We start from the raw sequence: 18,343 nt of genomic DNA, 5'->3' as shown, positions 1-18,343 counted from the left end.
GGTGCCCAGCCCAATCGCCCTGGAAACGGCTCGCACCCGAAGAAGTTCCCGGACACCCTCGCATACGATGCCGTTTGCGAAAGGGTCACGACAGCGCGGCTCGAGGCAACCCATTTCTGAGGAAAAGGTTAAGACAGGCGCCGGGGACGATCAGGACAGCTTCGATTTCGCCGACCTTGCCCCCTCGAGCGACCGCGCGGCAGCTTCCTCGCGGGCGACGTCCAGCAGATAGGCGAGAAGATCGAAGCCCGACACGTGGGCGAGCCGCGCCAGCTCGGCGCTCATGTTTTCGATATAGCGTGCCGTGTCGTCGGGCGTCACCAACACGCGCGTGGATTCCTCGGTGTCGCTTCGTCGACCCATCTTAGCCCTTGCCCGACCGGATTTGATCTGCCCCCGACGGAGCGTCTCAGCGCTCCATCTCCTGTGTATCATGACGTGCATTATTTCGTGAAGATACTCTTATTAGTTGTTCCTCGGAAATTTGGGGGTTCCCACTCCACTTTTGTTCCCCATTTGACAGGCCCGCCAGGATTCCGGATTGTCCGCGGCTCGGTGGCCTCCCCACCTCTGGGATCGGATCAGTTGCACTCGGCACGCGGATCGCGCGCCGCATATGCGGCGGCGCGCCGGCCGAAGAACTCGAAGACGCGAAGGTAACGATGCACGTCGTTGTCGTGGAATCGCCCGCTAAGGCGAAGACCATCAACAAATATCTCGGCTCGGACTATTACGTCCTGGCGTCCTACGGACATGTCCGCGACCTGCCCGCGAAGGATGGATCCGTGCGGCCGGACGAAGACTTCGCCATGTCCTGGGAGGTCGACGGAAAGTCGCAGAAGCGGATCAACGAGATCGCCAAGGCGGTGAAGGGAGCCGACGCGCTCATCCTCGCCACCGACCCCGATCGCGAAGGCGAAGCGATCTCATGGCACGTGCTGCAGGCGCTGCGCGAGAAGAAGGCAATCAAGGACCAGCGCATCGAACGGGTGGTGTTCAACGCCATCACCAAGCAGGCCGTCACCGACGCGATGCGCAATCCGCGCGCGATCGATGTGCCGCTGGTGGACGCTTATCTCGCTCGCCGGGCGCTCGACTATCTGGTCGGCTTCACCCTGTCGCCGGTGCTGTGGCGCAAGCTGCCCGGCGCCCGTTCCGCCGGCCGCGTGCAGTCGGTGGCGCTGCGTCTGGTTTGCGACCGCGAGGCGGAGATCGAGCGCTTCGTCTCCCAGGAATACTGGACGGTGCTGGCCAAGATGCTGACGGCCGGCGGCGAACCGTTCGATGCGCGGCTGACCGGGCTCGACGGCAAGAAGCTGGACAAGCTGGCGATCAAGACGGGCGACGAGGCGAGCGCGATCAAGGCGTTCCTGGACGGCGCCGACTATGTCGTCACCTCCGTCGAGGCCAAGCCGCAGAAGCGCAATCCGCAACCGCCCTTCACCACGTCGACGCTGCAGCAGGAGGCCTCGCGCAAGCTCGGCTTCTCGTCTTCGCGCACCATGCAGATCGCCCAGCGGCTCTACGAAGGCATCGACCTCGGCGGCGATACGGTCGGCCTCATCACCTATATGCGGACCGACGCCGTCCAGATGAGCCAGGAGGGCATTCAGTCCGTCCGGCGCGAAATCGAAAGCGCGTTCGGCAAACGCTACCTGCCGGAAAAGCAGCGCCACTACGCCACCAAGGCCAAGAACGCCCAGGAGGCGCACGAGGCGATCCGGCCGACCGACGCCTCACGCCACCCGAAGGATCTAAAGCGCGTCCTCGACGACGACCAGGCCAAGCTCTACGAGCTGATCTGGAAGCGCGCCGTCGCCAGTCAGATGGAATCGGCGGAAATCGAGCGCACCACCGTTGACATCGCCGCCTCGAGCGCGGACCGCAAGGCGGAGCTGCGCGCCACCGGCCAGGTGATCAAATTCGACGGATTCCTGACCCTCTATCAAGAGGGCCGTGACGACGAAGAGGACGAAAACGGCAGCCGGCTACCGCCGATCGACAAGGGCGAGAAGCCCAAGAAGACGGCGATCGAGACCCGCCAGCACTTCACCGAACCGCCGCCGCGCTACACCGAGGCGACCCTCATCAAGAAGATGGAGGAGCTCGGTATCGGCCGGCCGTCGACCTATGCCAGCACCATGGCGGTCCTGCGCGACCGCGGCTACGTCGTACTGGACAAGCGCCGGCTGGTGCCGGAAGACAAGGGCCGGCTCGTCACCGCCTTCCTGGAGTCCTTCTTCGAGCGCTGGGTGGAGTACGACTTCACCGCCAGTCTGGAGGAGAAGCTCGACAAGATCTCCAACGGCGATCTCGCCTGGCAGGAGGTGTTGCGCGACTTCTGGCGGGACTTCTCCGCCCATGTCGACGAGACCAAGGAGCTGCGCGTTTCCGACGTTCTGGAAGCGCTCAACGAGATCCTCGGCGACCACATCTTCACCAAGCCCGCCGATGGCGGCGATCCGCGCGCCTGCCCGTCGTGCGCCGACGGCCGTCTCTCGCTGAAGCTCGGCAAGTTCGGCGCTTTCATCGGCTGTTCCAACTATCCCGAGTGCCGCTACACCCGCCAGCTCGCCCAGCCGAACGGCGACGGCGAGGCGGAGGCCGACGGTCCGAAAGTGCTCGGCATCGATCCCGAAAGCGGCCTGCAGGTCACCGTACGGTCCGGCCGGTTCGGCCCCTATCTGCAGCTCGGCGAGGCGGAGAGCGGCGGCGAGAAGCCGAAGCGGGCCTCGTTGCCCAAGGGCTGGAGCGCCGCCACTGTCGGGCTTGAAGACGCGCTGAAGCTGCTGTCGCTGCCCCGCGAGGTCGGTGCCGATCCCGAAACCGGCAAGCCGATCACCGCCGGCATCGGCCGCTACGGGCCGTTCGTCCAGCTCGATGGCACCTATGCCAATCTGGAGTCGGTCGAGGAGGTGTTCTCCGTCGGTCTCAACCGCGCGGTCACGCTGATTGCGGAAAAGCGCGAGAAACGCGGCAAGGGACGCGCCGCGGCGACGGAGCTCAAGGCGCTGGGCGAGCATCCGAGCGCCGGCGGTGCCGTAAGCATCCGCGACGGCCGCTATGGCCCCTACGTCAACCACGGCAAGGTCAACGCCACGCTGCCCAAGGACACCGATCCGCAGAGCGTGACCATGGACGAGGCGGTCCAGCTTTTGGAGGCCAAAGCCGGCGCACCGAAGAAGGCATCCGGCGCGAAGTCGAAGGCAAAGACCTCGACAACGGCGAAGAAAAGCACCACTTCCTCCTCAACCCGAACCAAGAAGGCGACGGGCAAATCGGCGGGCGGCAAGAGCGCCACCCGCTCCACAAAGACATCCAACTGATGACGAGGCCTCTGTGGCCCGGACGAAGAAGACGAACGAAGACAACGGGCTGCCCTCCCGCGAGGCGATCCTCAAATTCATCGCCGAAAATCCCGGCGCCACCGGCAAGCGCGAGATCGCGCGCGCCTTCGGCATCACCGGCGACCAGCGCATCGCCTTGAAGCGAATCCTGCGCGAGCTCGACGACGAAGGGCTGGTGGAGCGCCGCGGCAAGAAGCTGGAACGGCCGGGCGTGCTGCCCAAGGTGACGGTGCTCTATCTGTCGGGCACCTCGCGCGATGGCGAGCTGATCGGCGAGCCCACCGAGTGGAACGAGGAAGAATACGGCCCGGCGCCGAAGGTCGTGGTTCTCGCCGATCGCAAGGGCGGAGGCCGTGGCCGCCGTCCCGGCCCGGCGCCCGGCGTGGGCGACCGGGTGCTGGTGCGCGTGCGCGAAGGCACGGCGGACGAGCCGCAGCAAACCGCGCAGGTGATCAAGGTCATCGCGCGCAAGCCGGCCCGTGTGCTCGGCGTTCTGAACGACACCGGACGCGGCGCGCAGCTCTCTCCGATCGACAAGAAACAGAAGGAGCTGGTGCTCGATCCCGACGACATCGGCGACGCCAAGGACGGCGACCTGGTCGAGGTCGAGGTCAAGCGCTCCAGCCGTTACGGGCCCGCCAAGGCAAAGGTCATCGAGCGCATCGGCTCCATGCACTCCGAACGCGCGGTCTCCATGATCGCGATCCACGCGCACGGCATCCCGCACGAGTTCCCGAAAGCAGTGCTGAATGCGGCGGAGAAGACGAAGGCCGTCACCGGTCTCGAGGGGCGCGAGGACTGGCGCGAGCTGCCGCTCATCACCATCGACCCGGCCGACGCCAAGGACCACGACGACGCCGTCCACGCCGAACCCGACACCGATCCCGCCAACAAGGACGGCGTGATCGTCACCGTCGCGATCGCCGACGTCGCGCACTATGTCCGCGCCGGTGCCCCCCTGGACCAGGAAGCGGAGAAGCGCGGCAACTCGGTTTATTTCCCCGACTTCGTCGTGCCGATGCTGCCGGAACGGCTGTCCACCGATCTCTGCTCCCTGCGCGAAAGCGAGGATCGCCCGGCCATGGCCGTGCGCATGACCTTCGACGCCCAGGGCCGCAAGCTCGACCATCGCTTCCACCGGGTGATGATGCGCTCGGCCGCCAAGCTGTCCTATCAGGAGGCCCAGGCGGCGATCGACGGCCGTCCCAACGCCAAGACCGAACCGATCCTGGAGCCAATCCTGAGGCCGCTGTGGCAGGCCTATGCCTGCCTGACACGCGGCCGTGACGCACGCGAGCCGCTCGAGCTCGACATCCCCGAGCGCAAGATCCTGCTGACGTCCGACGGCATGGTGGAGCGGGTCGTCACGCCGGAACGCCTCGACGCCCATAAGCTGATCGAAGAATTCATGATCCAGGCGAATGTGGCGGCGGCGGAGACCTGCGAGAAAGCCCGCATCCCCCTGCTCTACCGGATCCACGACAATCCGAGCCAGGAAAAGCTGGCCGCCTTCCGCGACTTCCTGTCGACCATCGGCATGAAATTCCCCAAGGTCGGCAATCTCCGGCCCTCCCAGTTCAATGGCATCCTGGGAAAGGTGGCGAACACGGAGAATGCCCATCTCGTCAGCGAAGTGGTGCTGAGAAGCCAGGCCCAGGCGGAATATGCGCCGACCAATATCGGCCATTTCGGCCTGAACCTGCGCCGCTATGCCCACTTCACCTCGCCGATCCGCCGCTATGCGGACCTGGTGGTGCACCGCGCGTTGATCCGCGCCTGCAAGCTCGGGTCGGATGGCTTGACCGACGAAGACGCCGAGCGTCTGGATGTGCTCGGCGGAGAGCTGTCGGCGGCCGAGCGCCGAGCCATGGCCGCCGAACGTGAGACCATCGATCGGCTGATCGCGCTTTGGCTCGTCGATCATGTCGGAGCGGAGTTCACCGGCCGGATCGTCGGCGTCACGAGGTCCGGGCTGTTCGTCGCCCTGGACGACAGCGGCGCGGACGGCTTCATCCCGATCTCCACGCTGGGCCAGGACTATTTCCGCTACGAGGAAAGCGCCCATTCGTTGGTCGGCGATCGGACCAAAGTGCGCTACCGTCTCGGCGACCGAGTCGACGTGCGCCTGGTCGAAGCGGCCCCCTTTGCCGGCGCCCTCAGGTTTGAGCTTCTGGGCGAAGGGGATTATCAAGGCAGGAAAGCCCGTCCCAAGCGGCCGGCGACTGCGGCTTCCCGCAAGCGATCGCCCGCGCCCAAGAAGGGACGCAGAAAGGCCCGCGCATGACGTCTGAACCCTCCCGGTCCGCGTTCGGAACCCTGCCCGAAGAGCTGCCGCTTCGTCCGGTTTGGCCGGCGGTAAAGCGCGGCGCGCTGGGCAAATGCCCGGCCTGTGGTGTCGGCTCCATGTTCGAGGGCTATCTGACCGTCCGCGACCACTGCCCCGCCTGCGGCGAGGCGCTGCATCACCATCGCGCCGACGACGCCCCGCCCTACTTCACCATCGTGATCGTCGGCCACGTCATCGTCAGCCTGGTATTGTCGGTGGAAATTGCCCTGCACCCGCCGCTTTGGGTGCACGCCCTGTTGTGGGGGCCGCTGACGCTGATCGCCTCGCTGTCGCTCCTCAGGCCGATCAAGGGCGCGCTGGTGGCCTATCAGTGGGCGCTCTACATGCACGGTTTCGATCCCAACGCCCCGCCGGAAGGCCCGATTGCCGACCCTGCGGTGGAGGCACACAGGTGAACGATTTCGTCGCACGGCTGACCGCCACCGAACGGGCCATGGACAACCCGAACCGGCGCCCGAAGGATGCGGCCACCCTTCTCATTCTGGAACGCGGCAAATCGGAAACCCGCGTGCTGATGGGCAAGCGACACATGGGCCATGTGTTCATGCCGGGCAAATTCGTCTTCCCCGGCGGCCGCGTCGACCCGGCCGATTCGCGCGTACCGATCGCCTCCGACTACGAGGAAGCGACCCGTGCCCGCGTGATGGCCCGCATGCGCGCGCCAAAGACCGTTGCCCGCGCCAGGGCGTTGGCCGTCACCGCCGTGCGCGAAACCTACGAGGAAGCCGGCCTGTTCATCGGCGCCAAAAGCGCAAAGAAACCAATCGGTTCCGATTGGGAAGCGTTTGCCGAACGCTCGCTGCTGCCCGATCTCGCGCCCTTCCGGCTGATTGCCCGCGCCATTACGCCACCGCGCCGGCCGCGCCGATTCGACACCCGCTTTTTCGCCGTCCCTGCCGAACACATCGCCGATCGGTTGCCCGACAATGTCGGACCGTCGGGCGAGCTGGAGGAACTGCACTGGGTGCCGCTTGCCGATGTCGCTCATCTCGACATGCCGACGGTGACCCAGGTGGTGATCGACGAGCTCCTTGAGCGGCTGAGCGAGGATCCGGAACTGAAACACGCCGCACCCGTGCCGTTCTATCATTGGCGCGGCAAGGGCTTCGTGCGCGAAGTGCTCTGACCGCGCACCCGAACGCGCAGCTCAGACTTGACTTTGCTGCCGCGGTGACTAGGTTTCGCGCTTCGTGATTTCGCGCCCACGGAGCCGACCGCGGTCCGGGCCGCTTTCGATCCACACATTTCGTCCTAAGGACTGCCGAGAATGGCCAAGGCCACGACCATCAAGATCCGCCTCGTGTCGAGCGCCGACACCGGCTACTTCTACGTCACCAAGAAGAACTCGCGCACCATGACCGAGAAAATGGTGAAGAAGAAGTACGACCCGGTCGCCAAGAAGCACGTCGACTTCCGCGAAGCGAAGATCAAGTAGCTTTCGACACGGCTCTTTGCCGTCGCAGGCGCCGAACGGCCCAGCCGTCCGGCGCTTTTTGCGTTCGCCGCTCCCCTTCGCAGGCCTCGCAAAAGCGGCTTGGAAGGCGTTAGATTCGGTCAGCGTTGACGAAACCCGTCCCGCTTTCCTCTGAATCCCGGAGTGGGTCTAAGTTATTGTTTCAACGCGTTTCCGAACGGCCAACCGGTTTCCGCTTCGCCTGAACGCACCCTATTCGTCGCCGATATAGATCTTGACAGTTTCCAGGAACTTGTCGACCGAGATCGGCTTCGACAGATAGGCCTCGCAACCACCCTGGCGGATGCGTTCCTCGTCGCCCTTCATGGCGAACGCAGTGACGGCGATGATCGGGATCGACTTGAGCTCGTCGTCCTGCTTGATCGACCGCGTGACCTCCAGTCCGGAGACCTCCGGAAGCTGGATGTCCATGATGATCAGGTCCGGCCGCTCGGATCGAGCAAGATCCATGGCCGTGGTGCCGGTCCGGCTCTCCACAACCTCGTAGCCGCTCGCCTCCAAAAGGTCGTGGAAGAGCTTCATGTTGAGCTCGTTGTCTTCCACGATGAGGACCCGTTTGGCCATTTATCCCCCGAGCGGCGGCACGCGGTAGATTATAGTGACTGTCGACCCGATCCGGCGCTTTCGAATCGCAGCTTGACCGGCGCATGATAGAGACCCGGCGGCGGATGTGAACCTCGGCCTCGCCCACCGTGCTTGTTTGATCGCCCGTGGCTTTCGGATGCCGTGACGATGAAAGGCCTATGCCGCGACTGCCACACCCTGTTTGAGGCAACGGCCGAGACGCGGCGCTGTCCGCGCTGCCGCAGCCCGCGCGTGATCACCCATCGCTCGCTGACCCGGCTCGCGATCGCCCACGTCGATTGCGACGCGTTCTACGCCTCGATCGAAAAGCGCGACGATCCTTCCCTGCGCGATCGGCCTCTCATCATCGGTGGCGGCAAGCGGGGGGTGGTGTCCACCGCCTGTTATATTGCGCGCATTTCCGGCGTGCGCTCGGCCATGCCGATGTTCAAGGCGCTGGAAGCCTGTCCCGACGCGATCGTGATTCGCCCCAACATGGAGAAATATGCCGCCGTGGCCCGAGAGATCCGGGCTATGATGGGCGAACTGACACCGCTGGTGCAGCCGATCTCCATCGACGAGGCGTTCCTGGACCTGACCGGCACCGAGCGGCTCCATGGCGCGCCGCCGGCGGCCGTGCTGGCGCGGCTGGCGAGCCGGGTGGAAGAGGAAATCGGCATCACCATTTCCGTCGGATTGTCGGCCAATAAGTTTCTCGCCAAATATGCCTCGGATTTCGATAAACCGCGCGGCTTCGTGGTGATCGACGCCGAAGAGGCCGTGGAGCACCTCGCCGGAGAGCCGGTCAACCGGCTGCCGGGTGTCGGTCCGGCGCTGGAGCGCACGCTGCATGCCGCGGGCTTCCGCCTGGTGGGAGACCTGCAGGCGGCCAGCGAGGAGACGCTGCTACGCCGGCTCGGTGCCCAGGGCCAGCGCTTGGGACGGCTCGCAAACGGCATCGACGTGCGTCGGGTCGACCCGTCCGACGGGCGCAAGAGCGTTTCGTCCGAGACCACCTTCGACACCGACATTTCCGACCCATCGGAACTGCTGCCGGTACTCAGGCGACTGTCGGAAAAGGTGTCGGCTCGGCTAAAAGCTCAGGAGATCGCGGGCCGTACCGTCACACTGAAGCTAAAGACACCGGCCTTCCGGCTGATCACCCGCAGCCGCCAGCTCTCCGATGCCACCCGCCTCGCCGATCGGATCTACCGGGCCGGCGCCGATCTCTTCGCCAAAGAGGCCGATGGGCGCGCCTTTCGGCTAATCGGAATCGGCGTCTCCGACCTGGAGCCGTTGGAGAATGCCGACCCGGTGGACCTGCTGGAGCCGGCGCGGACCAAGCGGGCCCAGGCGGAGCTTGCCATCGACCGGCTGCGCGGGCGCTACGGCGATGGCTCTGTTGAGCTCGGTCTCACCTTCGGAAAGGGTCGGCCTGGCCGGCGGAAGCCGGACGAGACGGGTTGATCGCTCTACCTGCTGCAGGAAGCCTTCGGCAGCCGGTCGAGCTCGACCAGTTTGCCGCTCAGGCTGAAATTGCCATAGTCGAGCGTTAGCGCCCGACTGACCCCGTTCTCGTAGACCAGGAATTTGAGCGTGTAGACCGGCGTGAGCTCACCGCTCTCGCCATCGGAGAGATCGAAATAGGCGAGGCTGACCGGCCAGTGACGTGTAGTGCCGACCGCGTCGGCAAGACGCGGGTCGCCACCGGTAATAGGCTCGTCGGAGATCCGCCCGATCACGGCCGTGGTGGTATAGACCGTGCGGCCGACATCGGAGCCATCATAGAGATCGGATTGCACGATCTGCGCGCCCGCTTCCGCCTTCGCGATCAGCTCGATGAGCTGCTGCGTCGGAAACAGCGCGTTGCCGGGCAAAGAAAAGGTCGCCTGCTCCGGTTCGGTGAGCTCCACGGTGACGTTGCCGTCGTCGCCACGCCGCGCAGAGCCTTTCGCTTCCTGCTGCAGGCGCTGGCCGGTGAAGGTCCGGCTGAGAAAGTCGAAGCTGTTGCCATCTCCGGATTCGTACGTGCTGGAGCGCAGATCGGTGACGCGCCGGTCGCCGTCCTGGTTGTCCACCTCCGTCACGAAGCGGCTGTTGACGGTGAAACCCTCGCAGGGCGCGCCGGTCACCTCGAACACGAGACGGCCCGACACCGCCGTGATGTCGGAGGAAGAGGCGGCCGCGTTCAGCGAGATGTCGTAGACGGCGCGATGAGGCAACAATCCGCCGGCGATCGCTTCCGGTGATGCGGGGTCTGCCGCAGCCACGCCGTGAATGCCCGTAAGCCCCACCGCCGCAACCACGACGGCAAACCATGAACGCATGTCGTCTCCTCGCATATTGCCGCGATGCTCTCGCTCCCTCGCCGCTCCCACGACCGCCGAAAGGACCGCAACACAGTGGCCGAGCCCGGCGCCAGGATGCAAGCGCTCTCGACGCGTGCTCGATATTTCGTGTCGCCCCTTGCCGCGCAGACGGCCATTCGACATGAAAGGGTCCATCAAATTGGCATGGACCAGAAAAAAGGGACGATCATGGCTCAGACCATCGAGAACCGCCTCGCCGACCTCGGAATCACGCTGCCGACGCCGGCCGCGCCGGCGGCAAACTACGTGCCGTTCGTCCGCACCGGCTCGCTTCTGTTCGTCTCCGGGCAGATCCCGATGGGCGACAACGGCATCGAGCACATCGGCAAGCTCGGCGCCGACTATGACGTGGCCAAGGGCCAGGAAGCCGCTCGCCTGTGCGCGATCAACATCCTCGCCCAGGCGAAGGCCGCGCTCGGCGATCTGGAGGCGATCGGCCAGCTCGTGAAGCTCACCGCCTTCGTCAATTCAACCGGCGATTTCGGCGACCAGCCCAAGGTCGTCAACGGTGCGTCGGACTTCCTGGTGGAGGTGCTTGGCGACCGCGGCAAGCATTCGCGCTCGGCCGTTGGCGTGGCGGCCCTTCCCTTCGGCGTGGCCGTCGAAATCGAGGCGATTTTCGAGATCGCCTGATCTCGGCGGAGCGCATTCCGCGCAAAGACGGTACATCGGCCGGAACGAGTTTGGGGCGCTTCGACCCAAACTCGTTCTGAGGAAGGTCATAGGTGCGCCATTAGGGCAGCGACGGTCGGACGGCATTGAAGAATTCCGCCTCCGCCGCATCCATGAAGGCGCGCATGCCGGCCCGCACGGCGGCCTCGTCGCGCGCTGCGAAGGCCGCCGCGAGCGTCTCGATCCCCTTGATGACGACCGCTCGGGTCTCCGCCTGTCTGAGGGTGGCGATCCGCACGACCTGGATGTGATCGCGAAAGCTCTCGATCGTTTCCACCAGACGCGGATTGCCGACCGCCGAAAGCCATAGCCGGCGAAACGCGATGTTGGCTTCCATCAGCCCTTCGACGTCGTTGTCGGCAAATGTTTCGAGGGCCAGATCGCGCGCCGCCGCCAAAGCCGACAGCCCATCGTCGTCCAGGTTCCGGGCCGCCGTCGCCGCCGCTTCCGGTTCCAACAACTTGCGCACGACGAAAATGTCGCGAACGTCGGCAGCCGACAGTTCCGGCACCACGAAGCCGCGTGTCGTCTGCTGCAGGAAGCCCTGCGAGGCGAGCACCATCAAGGCTTCGCGCGCCGGCATCCTCGAGGCTCGATATTGCGTGGCCACCGCGGTGTCCACCAACCGATGCCCCGGCATCAGCTCCGCCCGCTGCAGACGCCGCCTGAGATCGGCATAGATCTGCGTTCTAAGGCTCGACGGCGACATGCCGGCGTAGAGTTGGGTTTTGGTTTTCGGATCCGCTTTTTCTGCCACGACGTCTCCCGGCGCAGTCGGCCATCCGGCGGATTTCTTCTGGCCGGCCTTCTCTCTCATGGTCGAGCGCCAGCGAAGAAATTTCAATCTTGAAATGGATACAGTTTTACGGAAAGCTACCCTTCGGTTGTCGGGCGAGCGGGATAAGGAAAAGTGGAAACCGGTTTTCCGCCTGCATCCCGCTACACTTTATGAGGAGCAATCACGTTCGTGATTTCGGGGCTCCACAACCCGAAATCGTCCAGATCCAGGAGCAAGCGCGCGGGATAGATCCTCGGATGTCCGGCTTCAGCTCGCGGGCGACGGGGTCGAATTTCCGCAACGAAACAAGGTCATCATGCCGGTATTCGATCGTGCGGCAGTGCCGCGGGCCTACGACCGCATTCGTCCCCAGATCATGGATCTGGAAACGGAAAACATCGCCGAGCTGGCGGTGCGTGCCGGCACGCTTCAGGACGTCATCACGCTCTGGTACGGCGAAGGCGACCTGGTGACCCCGGCCTTTATTCGCGACGCCGCCAAAGAGGCCCTCGACACCGGCCACACCTTCTACGTACCCGACATGCGCGGCCTGCCCGCCCTCACCGAAGCGCTGTCGAGCTATCAAACCGCTCTGCACGGTCGGCCGATCTCCACCGGGCGCTCCACCGTGACGCCGGGCGGCATGCAGGCGGTGTTCCTGGCTCTCGATCTCCTGGTCGAGCGTGGCGAGAACGTGGTCTATGTCGAACCGCAATGGCCGAACATCCGCCACGCCATCCACGTGGTCGGCGGCGAGCCGCGACCGGTGGCGCTGCGCTATGAGAACGACGACTGGCGGCTGGATCTCGACGCGCTGTTTGCCCGTTGCGATGCCCGCACCAAAGCGATCATGTTCTCCACGCCCTCCAATCCGCTTGGCTGGACCGCCAGCGCGGAGGAGCTTCAGGCGCTGATCGACTTCAGCCGCCGGACCGGCATCTGGATCATCAGCGACGAGATCTACAACCGCCTGCACTATTCCGCCGACCGCGCGCCCTCGGTGCTCCAATTCGCCGAGGACGAGGACCTGGTGATCAGCATCAACGGCTTCTCCAAGGCTTGGGCGATGACCGGCTGGCGGCTCGGCTGGCTGACCCATCCTGTCTCCGTCGGAGGGCCGCTTTCGGCCATGACCCAGTATATCAACAGCGGCACTGCCGCCTTCGTCCAAGCCGGCGGGCTTGCCGCTATCACTCGGGGCGAACCGGTGGTGCGCGAGATCCGCGAGCGCTGCCGCGCCGGGGTGGATGCCGCCTATGAAGCTCTGTCGGGACTCAACAGCGTGGTGCTGCCGACAAAGCCCAAGGCCGGCATGTACGTGACCTTCGCGCTCGCCGACGAATCGGATTCGCGCCAGGCCTGTACCCGCCTTCTGGAGGAGGCGCGGGTGGGGCTCGCACCGGGCTGGCTGTTCGGCGAGGCCTCCAACGCGTTTCTGCGCATGTGTATTTGCCGCGACACCCGCCAGATCGAGGAGGCGGCGGGACGCATCGCGCGCACGCTCGGCGCCTGAGCGCCTTCGGCCCGACCGCGCCGGCAGAGCCCGGCGCCGCGTGGGCCCAAACAAGGAGAGGGGTATGAACTTCAAGACGATCGCATGGGCCGCGCTCGCCGCCGTTCTGGCAGCTGGCACGCTGACCGCCGCCAAGGCGGATACGCTCGTGGTCGGCGCCTATCCGGCGAACCCGCCATGGGAGAACAAGACGGAAGACGGCTCGTTCGAGGGCTTCGAGGTCGATCTCGCCAACGAAATCGGGAAGCGTCTCGGCGACACGGTGGAGTTCCAGGATCTCGGCTTTCAGGCCCTGTTCGCCGCCACCAGCTCCGGGCGCATCGACATGGCGATCTCGTCGATCACCATCACCAACGATCGGCTGCAAAACCAGGACTTCACCCAGGGCTACTACGATTCCGACCTGGCGCTGGTCTCCAACAAGAACTCCGGAATCACCGACCTTGCCGACATGAAGGGCAAGCCGATCGGTGCGATCTCGACCTCCACCGGCGAGGCGTGGATCAAAGAGAACGCCGAAAAGTACGGCTTCGGCGACTACAAGAGCTACAATACCCAACAGAACCTGCTGCTGGACACCCAGGCCGGCCGCGTCGCCGGTGCGGTGGGCGACATCGCCGGCTTCCAGTTCGCCTTCCAGCACATGCCGGCCATGCACGTGGTCGAGCGCATCGGTACCGGCGATCGTTTCGCCATCATGATGCGCAAGGGCTCGCCGCTGCTGGAGAAGGTCAACGGTGCGATCACCCGGATCAAGGAGGATGGCACCATGGCCGCGCTCCACAAGAAATGGCTGGGTGTCGAGGCCGATCCGGGAACCGCGACGGTCACCGTCCTGGAGATCCCGAAGGCGCAGTAGCTCGCCGCCGACCCGCCGTGTGGCCGGTCACCCGCCACGCGGCGATCCTTGCTTGAGCGACCGGCCGATGTCCGGGCCCTATTCGACAGGTTGCGCCAGAGGTCTCCGTGCCGAGCCTGCTTGACACTTTCTTCAATGCGGACGTGATGATGCGCGCCCTGCCGATGCTGTGGCTGGGCCTCATCAACACGCTGATGCTCGCCGGCACGGCCATCGTGATCGGAACGCTGGCCGGCATCCTGATCTGCATCGGCCGGCTCTACGGGCCCAAGCCGCTGCGCTATTTGGCCATCGGCTTCATCGATATCTTCCGGGCACTGCCGGTGCTGGTGGTGCTGATCGTCATCTACTATGCGCTGCCGTTCGTCGGCGTTCGCTTCGATTCCTTCACCTCGGCGACGGTCGCGCTCTCCATCGTGCTGTCGGCCTTCACGGCAGAGGTGTTCCGCGCCGGGATCTCCGCCATCCCCGACGGCCAGTTCGAGGCCGCCCGCGCGCTCGGCCTGCCCTTTCCGGTCACGCTCTACAAGGTGATCATTCCGCAAGCGCTCAGGGTGGCGATCCCGCCCCAGACGTCCAACTGCATCGCCATCGCCAAGGACACTTCGCTCGCCTCCGTCGTGGCTATGCCCGACCTCTTGAAACAGGCGACCGACGCCCAGGCGCTGATGGCCAATCCGAGCCCGCTGATCGCCGCCGCAATCATCTACCTGATCATTCTGTGGCCGATGGTCCGGGTCGTGGCTTGGCTGGAGCGGCGCGGCAGCGCGGCCAAGACGCGTTAGGTCATGGACTCATAAAACCGGACGTTCCGGGCGGAGGCGATTTGCCCGGACGCTGCGTCCGGTTCCTCCCGCAGCAAAACAACGTCGGGGGGAAGGAAATTGCCGGCTTTTCCTTGCCCCGATCGGCTCCGGCGTTTTCGGCCCGGCATGACACAAAATGCCAAATCCGGTGGAGACCACAGTGCTATCGTGGACTGCCGACGAGGCCTAGAGAGAGCATCTCCCTAAACGGTCGGCATTGGCCAGCGACCGGACCCCGTCCCCATGAAAGAACACGCACCTATTTCACTCGCCCTCCTCCTCGTCACCGCACCGGCACTCGCAGATCCGGGAACCACCACCACGGACGTTCATCTGCGCTCCGGCCCGGGCACGACTTACAGCGTGATCGCCACGCTCTCGGCCGGACAGCAGGTGGATATCGGGGCCTGCTCGCCCGGCGACGGCTGGTGCTCGGTCACGGAAAACGGCACCTCGGGCTTCGTCAGCGGCCGCTATCTGCAGCAGGAAAAGGACGCCGACGGCTGGCCGCGGAGCTTCGACACGCAAGGAGGCGGCACCATCACGCTCTACCAGCCGCAGGTCGATGCCTGGAACGACTTCCACACGCTGAAGGCTCGCATCGCGGCGGAGTATCAGACATCCAAGGACGCCTCGCCAGTCTACGGCGTCATCGCGGTTTCGGCGAAAACAGCGGCCGACGACAAGAGCAACGATGTCGTCCTCAGCGATATCAGCGTCACTGAACTCAATTTCTCCGCCCTTGATCGCGACGCCCTCAACGCGCTCGACATCGACGTGGGCAAAGCGCTGCCGACCGGGCCGATCACCGTTTCCAAGACCCGGCTCGCGGCAAGCCTTTCCCAGTCCGAGAAACTAAAGGACGTTCAAGGGCTGAAATCCGATCCGCCGCCCATTTTCCAGTCGGAAAGCCCGGCCATCCTGGTTCAGACCAACGGCAAACCCACACTCGCCCCTGTCGAGGACGCCACCGGCCTCAGCTTCGTCGTCAACACCAACTGGGACATCCTGCAAACGAAAGGCGACGCCGCCTTTTATCTCAGGGACGGCGACTCCTGGCTAAGCGCCCCGGCTCTGTCTGGAACTTGGGCGACCGTAGACACGCTGCCCGACACCTTCTCGAAGCTGCCGGACAACGACACTTGGAAAGCGACGCGGGCGGCCATACCCCCCAAGCCGTTTTCCAAGGGGACACCCAAGGTCTTCTACTCCGACACCCCCGCCGAACTGATCGTGTTTGACGGCGCACCCAAGAAGGAAGCCGTGCCGGGGACGAGCCTGGAATGGATCTCCAATACCGACAGCGACGTCTTCTTCGATACCAAGAACAGCACCTGGTATGTGCTCGTCTCGGGTCGATGGTTCTCCGCCGCCTCGCTCGACGGACCCTGGACTTTCGCCACGCCGAATCTGCCCGACGACTTCCACAATCTGCCGGCCGGCCAACCCTATTATAGCGTCCGCTATTCGGTTCCGGGCACGTCCGAGAGCGACGAAGCGCGTTTGAAGGCTTCGATCCCGCACACCGCCCGCGTGGAGGTCGGATCGGTCAAGCCAACGGTCTCCTATGATGGCGACCCGAAGTTCGCCACCATCGACGGGACCAGCCTGTCCTACGCCGTCAACACCAACTCCGACGTCATCGAAGTCGCCGACGACAGCTACTATGCGCTGGAGAACGGGGTGTGGTTTTCCGCCGGGTCGGCGACCGGGCCGTTCGTGGTCGCCGACAGCGTGCCCGACGTGATCTACACGATCCCGCCGTCCTCGCCCGTCTACCCCGCCACCTACGTCAGCGTGTACGACACCGAACCCGGTGCGGTCTGGTTCGGCTACACCGCCGGCTACCTGACCGGGCTTCTGGCGTGGAACACCTATGTCTACGGGACCGGTTGGTACTATCCGCCCTATTGGGGCCCCGGCCCCGCCGCCTGGCCCGCCTATTTCGCGCGACCAGTCACCTACGGAATCGGCGCCTACTATAATCCCGTCTGGGGTGGCTATGGCCGCTACGGCTATGCTTATGGCCCCTATCGCGGGATCGCAGGCGGCTTTGGCTACAATCCCGCGACCGGCCGCTATGTCCGGGCCGTCGGGGTTGCCGGTCCGCTCGGGGAAGCCGGGTTCGTCGGCGCCTACAACCCCTGGACCGGGCGCGGCGGCTTCGTGGCCGGCGGTCGCGGGATCTACGGCGCCTGGGGCACGGCGGGCGGCATTCACACCGGCCCGCAATGGGCACGAATGCGCGCCGGCGTGGGTCCGAATGGCGGCGCATGGCGCTGGCGGGGCCCGGGTGGCGGCTTTGCCGCACGCGGCGCGAACGGCGACGTCTTCGCCGGGCGCGACGGCAACATCTACCGCCATTCGGCCAACGGTTGGGAGCGTCGCTCGGGCGGCAACTGGGCCCCGGTCGACCATCATTTCAACCAGGCCAACGTCGACGCCGCCCGCAATCGGATCCGGACTGCACGCGCCGACGGACACCTCCCCGCGCATCTCAACCACGATTTGCGCGGACGACAGCTCGGCAACGTCCGCAGCATCGCGGCCGCGCGCGGCTTCCATCCACCCGCCGGTGGGTTTCATGGCGGCGAATTCCGGGGCGGCGAATTCCGGGGCGGCGAATTCCGGGGCGGAGGTTTCCGTGGAGGCGGTTTCCACGGCGGTGGGTTCCACGGCGGCGGGTTCCGAGGTGGCGGCTTCCGCCGTTGATTGGCCCTCTCGGTCGACAAAGAAAAATGCCGGCGCATGCGCCGGCATTTGAACTGGGATCAGAGGCAGGAAACGTTTTAACGCGCGCGCTGCCCGAACAGAACCGACTGCGCATCCTTGCTGGAGGAAAGGTTGAACTTCTCGCGTTCCTCCTTGCCGACGATCAGGGCGCGCTCGACCGCCGGGCGCGCCATGATCGCCTCGAACCAGCGCTTCACGTTGGGGAACTCGTTGATGTCGATCGACTGGCGCTCCCAGGAACGCGCCCAGCCGACGATCGCCATGTCGGCGATGGAGTAGTCGTCGGCCACGAAATCGCGGCCTTCAAGGCGCTTGTTCAAAACGCCGTAGAGGCGATGCGTCTCGTCCTGGTAGCGCTTGATGGCGTAAGGCAGCTTCTCCGGCGCATAGTTGGAGAAGTGGTGGTTCTGCCCCAGCATCGGACCGAAGCCGCCCATCTGCCACATCAGCCACTCTTCCACCGCAACGCGGCTGCGCTCGTCCTCGACGGGATAGAACTTTCCGAACTTGCGTCCGAGATACATCAGGATCGCGCCGGACTCGAACACCGAGATCGGCTTACCGTCCGGACCCTCGGGATCGACAATCGCCGGCATCCGGTTGTTCGGCGAAATCGCCAGAAACTCCGGTTTGAACTGGTCGCCGGCGCCAATGTTCACAAAGTTCACATGATAGGGAACGCCGAGCTCCTCCAAGAGGATGGTCACCTTCCAGCCGTTCGGCGTCGGCCAGTAATGCAGCTCGATCGGGGCGGTCTGTGTCTGTGCCATGAAACGTCTCCGGATGTGGGAGAAAAGGCGGGCCGGAACGCAGATCACCCCTTCACGGCCCGTGAAATCGCGTGCCGATACACATAATTGCGATATCTGGAACCGGCAATC

16 protein-coding genes are annotated in these 18,343 nt (G+C 65.0%); 11 read left to right on the top strand and 5 right to left on the bottom strand.

Annotation, left to right across the window (positions count from 1 at the left end):
* Window positions 1–150: 150 nt before the first annotated feature.
* Window positions 151–363, bottom strand: a complete 213-nt coding sequence (locus HNS03_RS09000; protein WP_367194665.1) for a hypothetical protein — start codon at window positions 361–363, stop codon at window positions 151–153.
* A 299-nt stretch (window positions 364–662) separates the two neighbouring features.
* Here HNS03_RS09000 and topA point away from each other — a divergent pair, with 299 nt between their 5' ends.
* The 5 genes from topA to rpmG all read left to right on the top strand — a co-directional run bounded on the left by topA (window position 663) and on the right by rpmG (window position 7,129).
* Window positions 663–3,326, top strand: coding sequence for a type I DNA topoisomerase (topA, locus tag HNS03_RS08995; RefSeq protein WP_367194663.1), 2,664 nt, complete (start codon window positions 663–665; stop codon window positions 3,324–3,326).
* 13 nt (window positions 3,327–3,339) lie between these two features.
* A complete protein-coding gene (gene rnr / locus HNS03_RS08990; protein ID WP_367194661.1) occupies window positions 3,340–5,631 on the top strand; it encodes a ribonuclease R in 2,292 nt (763 codons plus the stop codon).
* Window positions 5,628–6,089, top strand: a complete 462-nt coding sequence (locus HNS03_RS08985; RefSeq protein ID WP_367194659.1) for a DUF983 domain-containing protein — start codon at window positions 5,628–5,630, stop codon at window positions 6,087–6,089. The genes rnr and HNS03_RS08985 overlap by 4 nt, the downstream gene beginning before the upstream one ends.
* Window positions 6,086–6,820, top strand: coding sequence for an NUDIX hydrolase (locus HNS03_RS08980; protein ID WP_367194658.1), 735 nt, complete (start codon window positions 6,086–6,088; stop codon window positions 6,818–6,820). The genes HNS03_RS08985 and HNS03_RS08980 overlap by 4 nt, the downstream gene beginning before the upstream one ends.
* Window positions 6,821–6,961: 141 nt before the next feature.
* A complete protein-coding gene (gene rpmG / locus HNS03_RS08975) occupies window positions 6,962–7,129 on the top strand; it encodes a 50S ribosomal protein L33 (RefSeq protein ID WP_367194657.1) in 168 nt (55 codons plus the stop codon).
* 231 nt (window positions 7,130–7,360) lie between these two features.
* Here the strand turns inward: rpmG and HNS03_RS08970 are convergent, their stop codons facing one another.
* On the bottom strand, window positions 7,361–7,732 hold the full coding sequence (locus HNS03_RS08970; protein ID WP_367194655.1) for a response regulator: 372 nt from the start codon (window positions 7,730–7,732) through the stop codon (window positions 7,361–7,363).
* A gap of 168 nt (window positions 7,733–7,900) precedes the next feature.
* Between HNS03_RS08970 and HNS03_RS08965 the strand changes: the two genes are divergently transcribed.
* Entirely contained in the window at window positions 7,901–9,199 is a 1,299-nt protein-coding gene (locus HNS03_RS08965; protein ID WP_367194653.1) for a DNA polymerase IV, read from the top strand.
* Window positions 9,200–9,204: 5 nt separating this feature from the next.
* Here HNS03_RS08965 and HNS03_RS08960 read toward each other — a convergent pair whose 3' ends face one another.
* Window positions 9,205–10,059 (bottom strand): cell envelope integrity EipB family protein, encoded by an 855-nt coding sequence (locus HNS03_RS08960; RefSeq protein ID WP_367194652.1) that lies wholly within the window; start codon window positions 10,057–10,059, stop codon window positions 9,205–9,207.
* A 210-nt stretch (window positions 10,060–10,269) separates the two neighbouring features.
* Here HNS03_RS08960 and HNS03_RS08955 point away from each other — a divergent pair, with 210 nt between their 5' ends.
* Window positions 10,270–10,734 carry a RidA family protein gene (locus HNS03_RS08955; RefSeq protein WP_367194651.1) on the top strand — a complete coding sequence of 155 codons (465 nt, stop codon included), beginning with the start codon at window positions 10,270–10,272 and terminating at the stop codon, window positions 10,732–10,734.
* A gap of 100 nt (window positions 10,735–10,834) precedes the next feature.
* Here the strand turns inward: HNS03_RS08955 and HNS03_RS08950 are convergent, their stop codons facing one another.
* Window positions 10,835–11,530, bottom strand: coding sequence for a GntR family transcriptional regulator (locus tag HNS03_RS08950; RefSeq protein ID WP_367194649.1), 696 nt, complete (start codon window positions 11,528–11,530; stop codon window positions 10,835–10,837).
* 337 nt (window positions 11,531–11,867) lie between these two features.
* On the opposite strand from HNS03_RS08950, the gene HNS03_RS08945 reads away from it, so the two are divergent.
* The 4 genes from HNS03_RS08945 to HNS03_RS08930 all read left to right on the top strand — a co-directional run bounded on the left by HNS03_RS08945 (window position 11,868) and on the right by HNS03_RS08930 (window position 17,441).
* Window positions 11,868–13,064 (top strand): pyridoxal phosphate-dependent aminotransferase, encoded by a 1,197-nt coding sequence (locus HNS03_RS08945; protein WP_367194647.1) that lies wholly within the window; start codon window positions 11,868–11,870, stop codon window positions 13,062–13,064.
* A gap of 64 nt (window positions 13,065–13,128) precedes the next feature.
* Window positions 13,129–13,923 carry an ABC transporter substrate-binding protein gene (locus tag HNS03_RS08940; protein ID WP_367194645.1) on the top strand — a complete coding sequence of 265 codons (795 nt, stop codon included), beginning with the start codon at window positions 13,129–13,131 and terminating at the stop codon, window positions 13,921–13,923.
* Between the two features lie 146 nt (window positions 13,924–14,069).
* Window positions 14,070–14,708 carry an amino acid ABC transporter permease gene (locus HNS03_RS08935; protein WP_367194771.1) on the top strand — a complete coding sequence of 213 codons (639 nt, stop codon included), beginning with the start codon at window positions 14,070–14,072 and terminating at the stop codon, window positions 14,706–14,708.
* Window positions 14,709–14,972: 264 nt separating this feature from the next.
* Window positions 14,973–17,441 carry an SH3 domain-containing protein gene (locus tag HNS03_RS08930; RefSeq protein WP_367194644.1) on the top strand — a complete coding sequence of 823 codons (2,469 nt, stop codon included), beginning with the start codon at window positions 14,973–14,975 and terminating at the stop codon, window positions 17,439–17,441.
* 77 nt (window positions 17,442–17,518) lie between these two features.
* On the opposite strand, the gene HNS03_RS08925 is transcribed toward HNS03_RS08930, so the two are convergent.
* Window positions 17,519–18,232, bottom strand: a complete 714-nt coding sequence (locus HNS03_RS08925) for a glutathione S-transferase N-terminal domain-containing protein (RefSeq protein ID WP_367194642.1) — start codon at window positions 18,230–18,232, stop codon at window positions 17,519–17,521.
* Window positions 18,233–18,343 lie beyond the last annotated feature (111 nt).

The sequence above is a fragment of the Amorphus sp. 3PC139-8 genome (assembly GCF_040750475.1).
GTDB lineage: Bacteria > Pseudomonadota > Alphaproteobacteria > Rhizobiales > Amorphaceae > Amorphus.
The sequence above is the reverse complement of the archived record's forward strand: the minus strand, read 5'-3'. Positions and strand labels throughout refer to the sequence as shown.

Coding starts and splice junctions, on each gene's coding strand:
- HNS03_RS09000 (WP_367194665.1), bottom strand. CDS start 363: ATGGGTCGACGAAGCGACACCGAGGAATCCACGCGCGTGTTGGTGACG.
- topA (WP_367194663.1), top strand. CDS start 663: ATGCACGTCGTTGTCGTGGAATCGCCCGCTAAGGCGAAGACCATCAAC.
- HNS03_RS08985 (WP_367194659.1), top strand. CDS start 5,628: ATGACGTCTGAACCCTCCCGGTCCGCGTTCGGAACCCTGCCCGAAGAG.
- rpmG (WP_367194657.1), top strand. CDS start 6,962: ATGGCCAAGGCCACGACCATCAAGATCCGCCTCGTGTCGAGCGCCGAC.
- HNS03_RS08970 (WP_367194655.1), bottom strand. CDS start 7,732: ATGGCCAAACGGGTCCTCATCGTGGAAGACAACGAGCTCAACATGAAG.
- HNS03_RS08965 (WP_367194653.1), top strand. CDS start 7,901: ATGAAAGGCCTATGCCGCGACTGCCACACCCTGTTTGAGGCAACGGCC.
- HNS03_RS08960 (WP_367194652.1), bottom strand. CDS start 10,059: ATGCGTTCATGGTTTGCCGTCGTGGTTGCGGCGGTGGGGCTTACGGGC.
- HNS03_RS08955 (WP_367194651.1), top strand. CDS start 10,270: ATGGCTCAGACCATCGAGAACCGCCTCGCCGACCTCGGAATCACGCTG.
- HNS03_RS08945 (WP_367194647.1), top strand. CDS start 11,868: ATGCCGGTATTCGATCGTGCGGCAGTGCCGCGGGCCTACGACCGCATT.
- HNS03_RS08940 (WP_367194645.1), top strand. CDS start 13,129: ATGAACTTCAAGACGATCGCATGGGCCGCGCTCGCCGCCGTTCTGGCA.
- HNS03_RS08935 (WP_367194771.1), top strand. CDS start 14,070: ATGATGCGCGCCCTGCCGATGCTGTGGCTGGGCCTCATCAACACGCTG.
- HNS03_RS08930 (WP_367194644.1), top strand. CDS start 14,973: ATGAAAGAACACGCACCTATTTCACTCGCCCTCCTCCTCGTCACCGCA.
- HNS03_RS08925 (WP_367194642.1), bottom strand. CDS start 18,232: ATGGCACAGACACAGACCGCCCCGATCGAGCTGCATTACTGGCCGACG.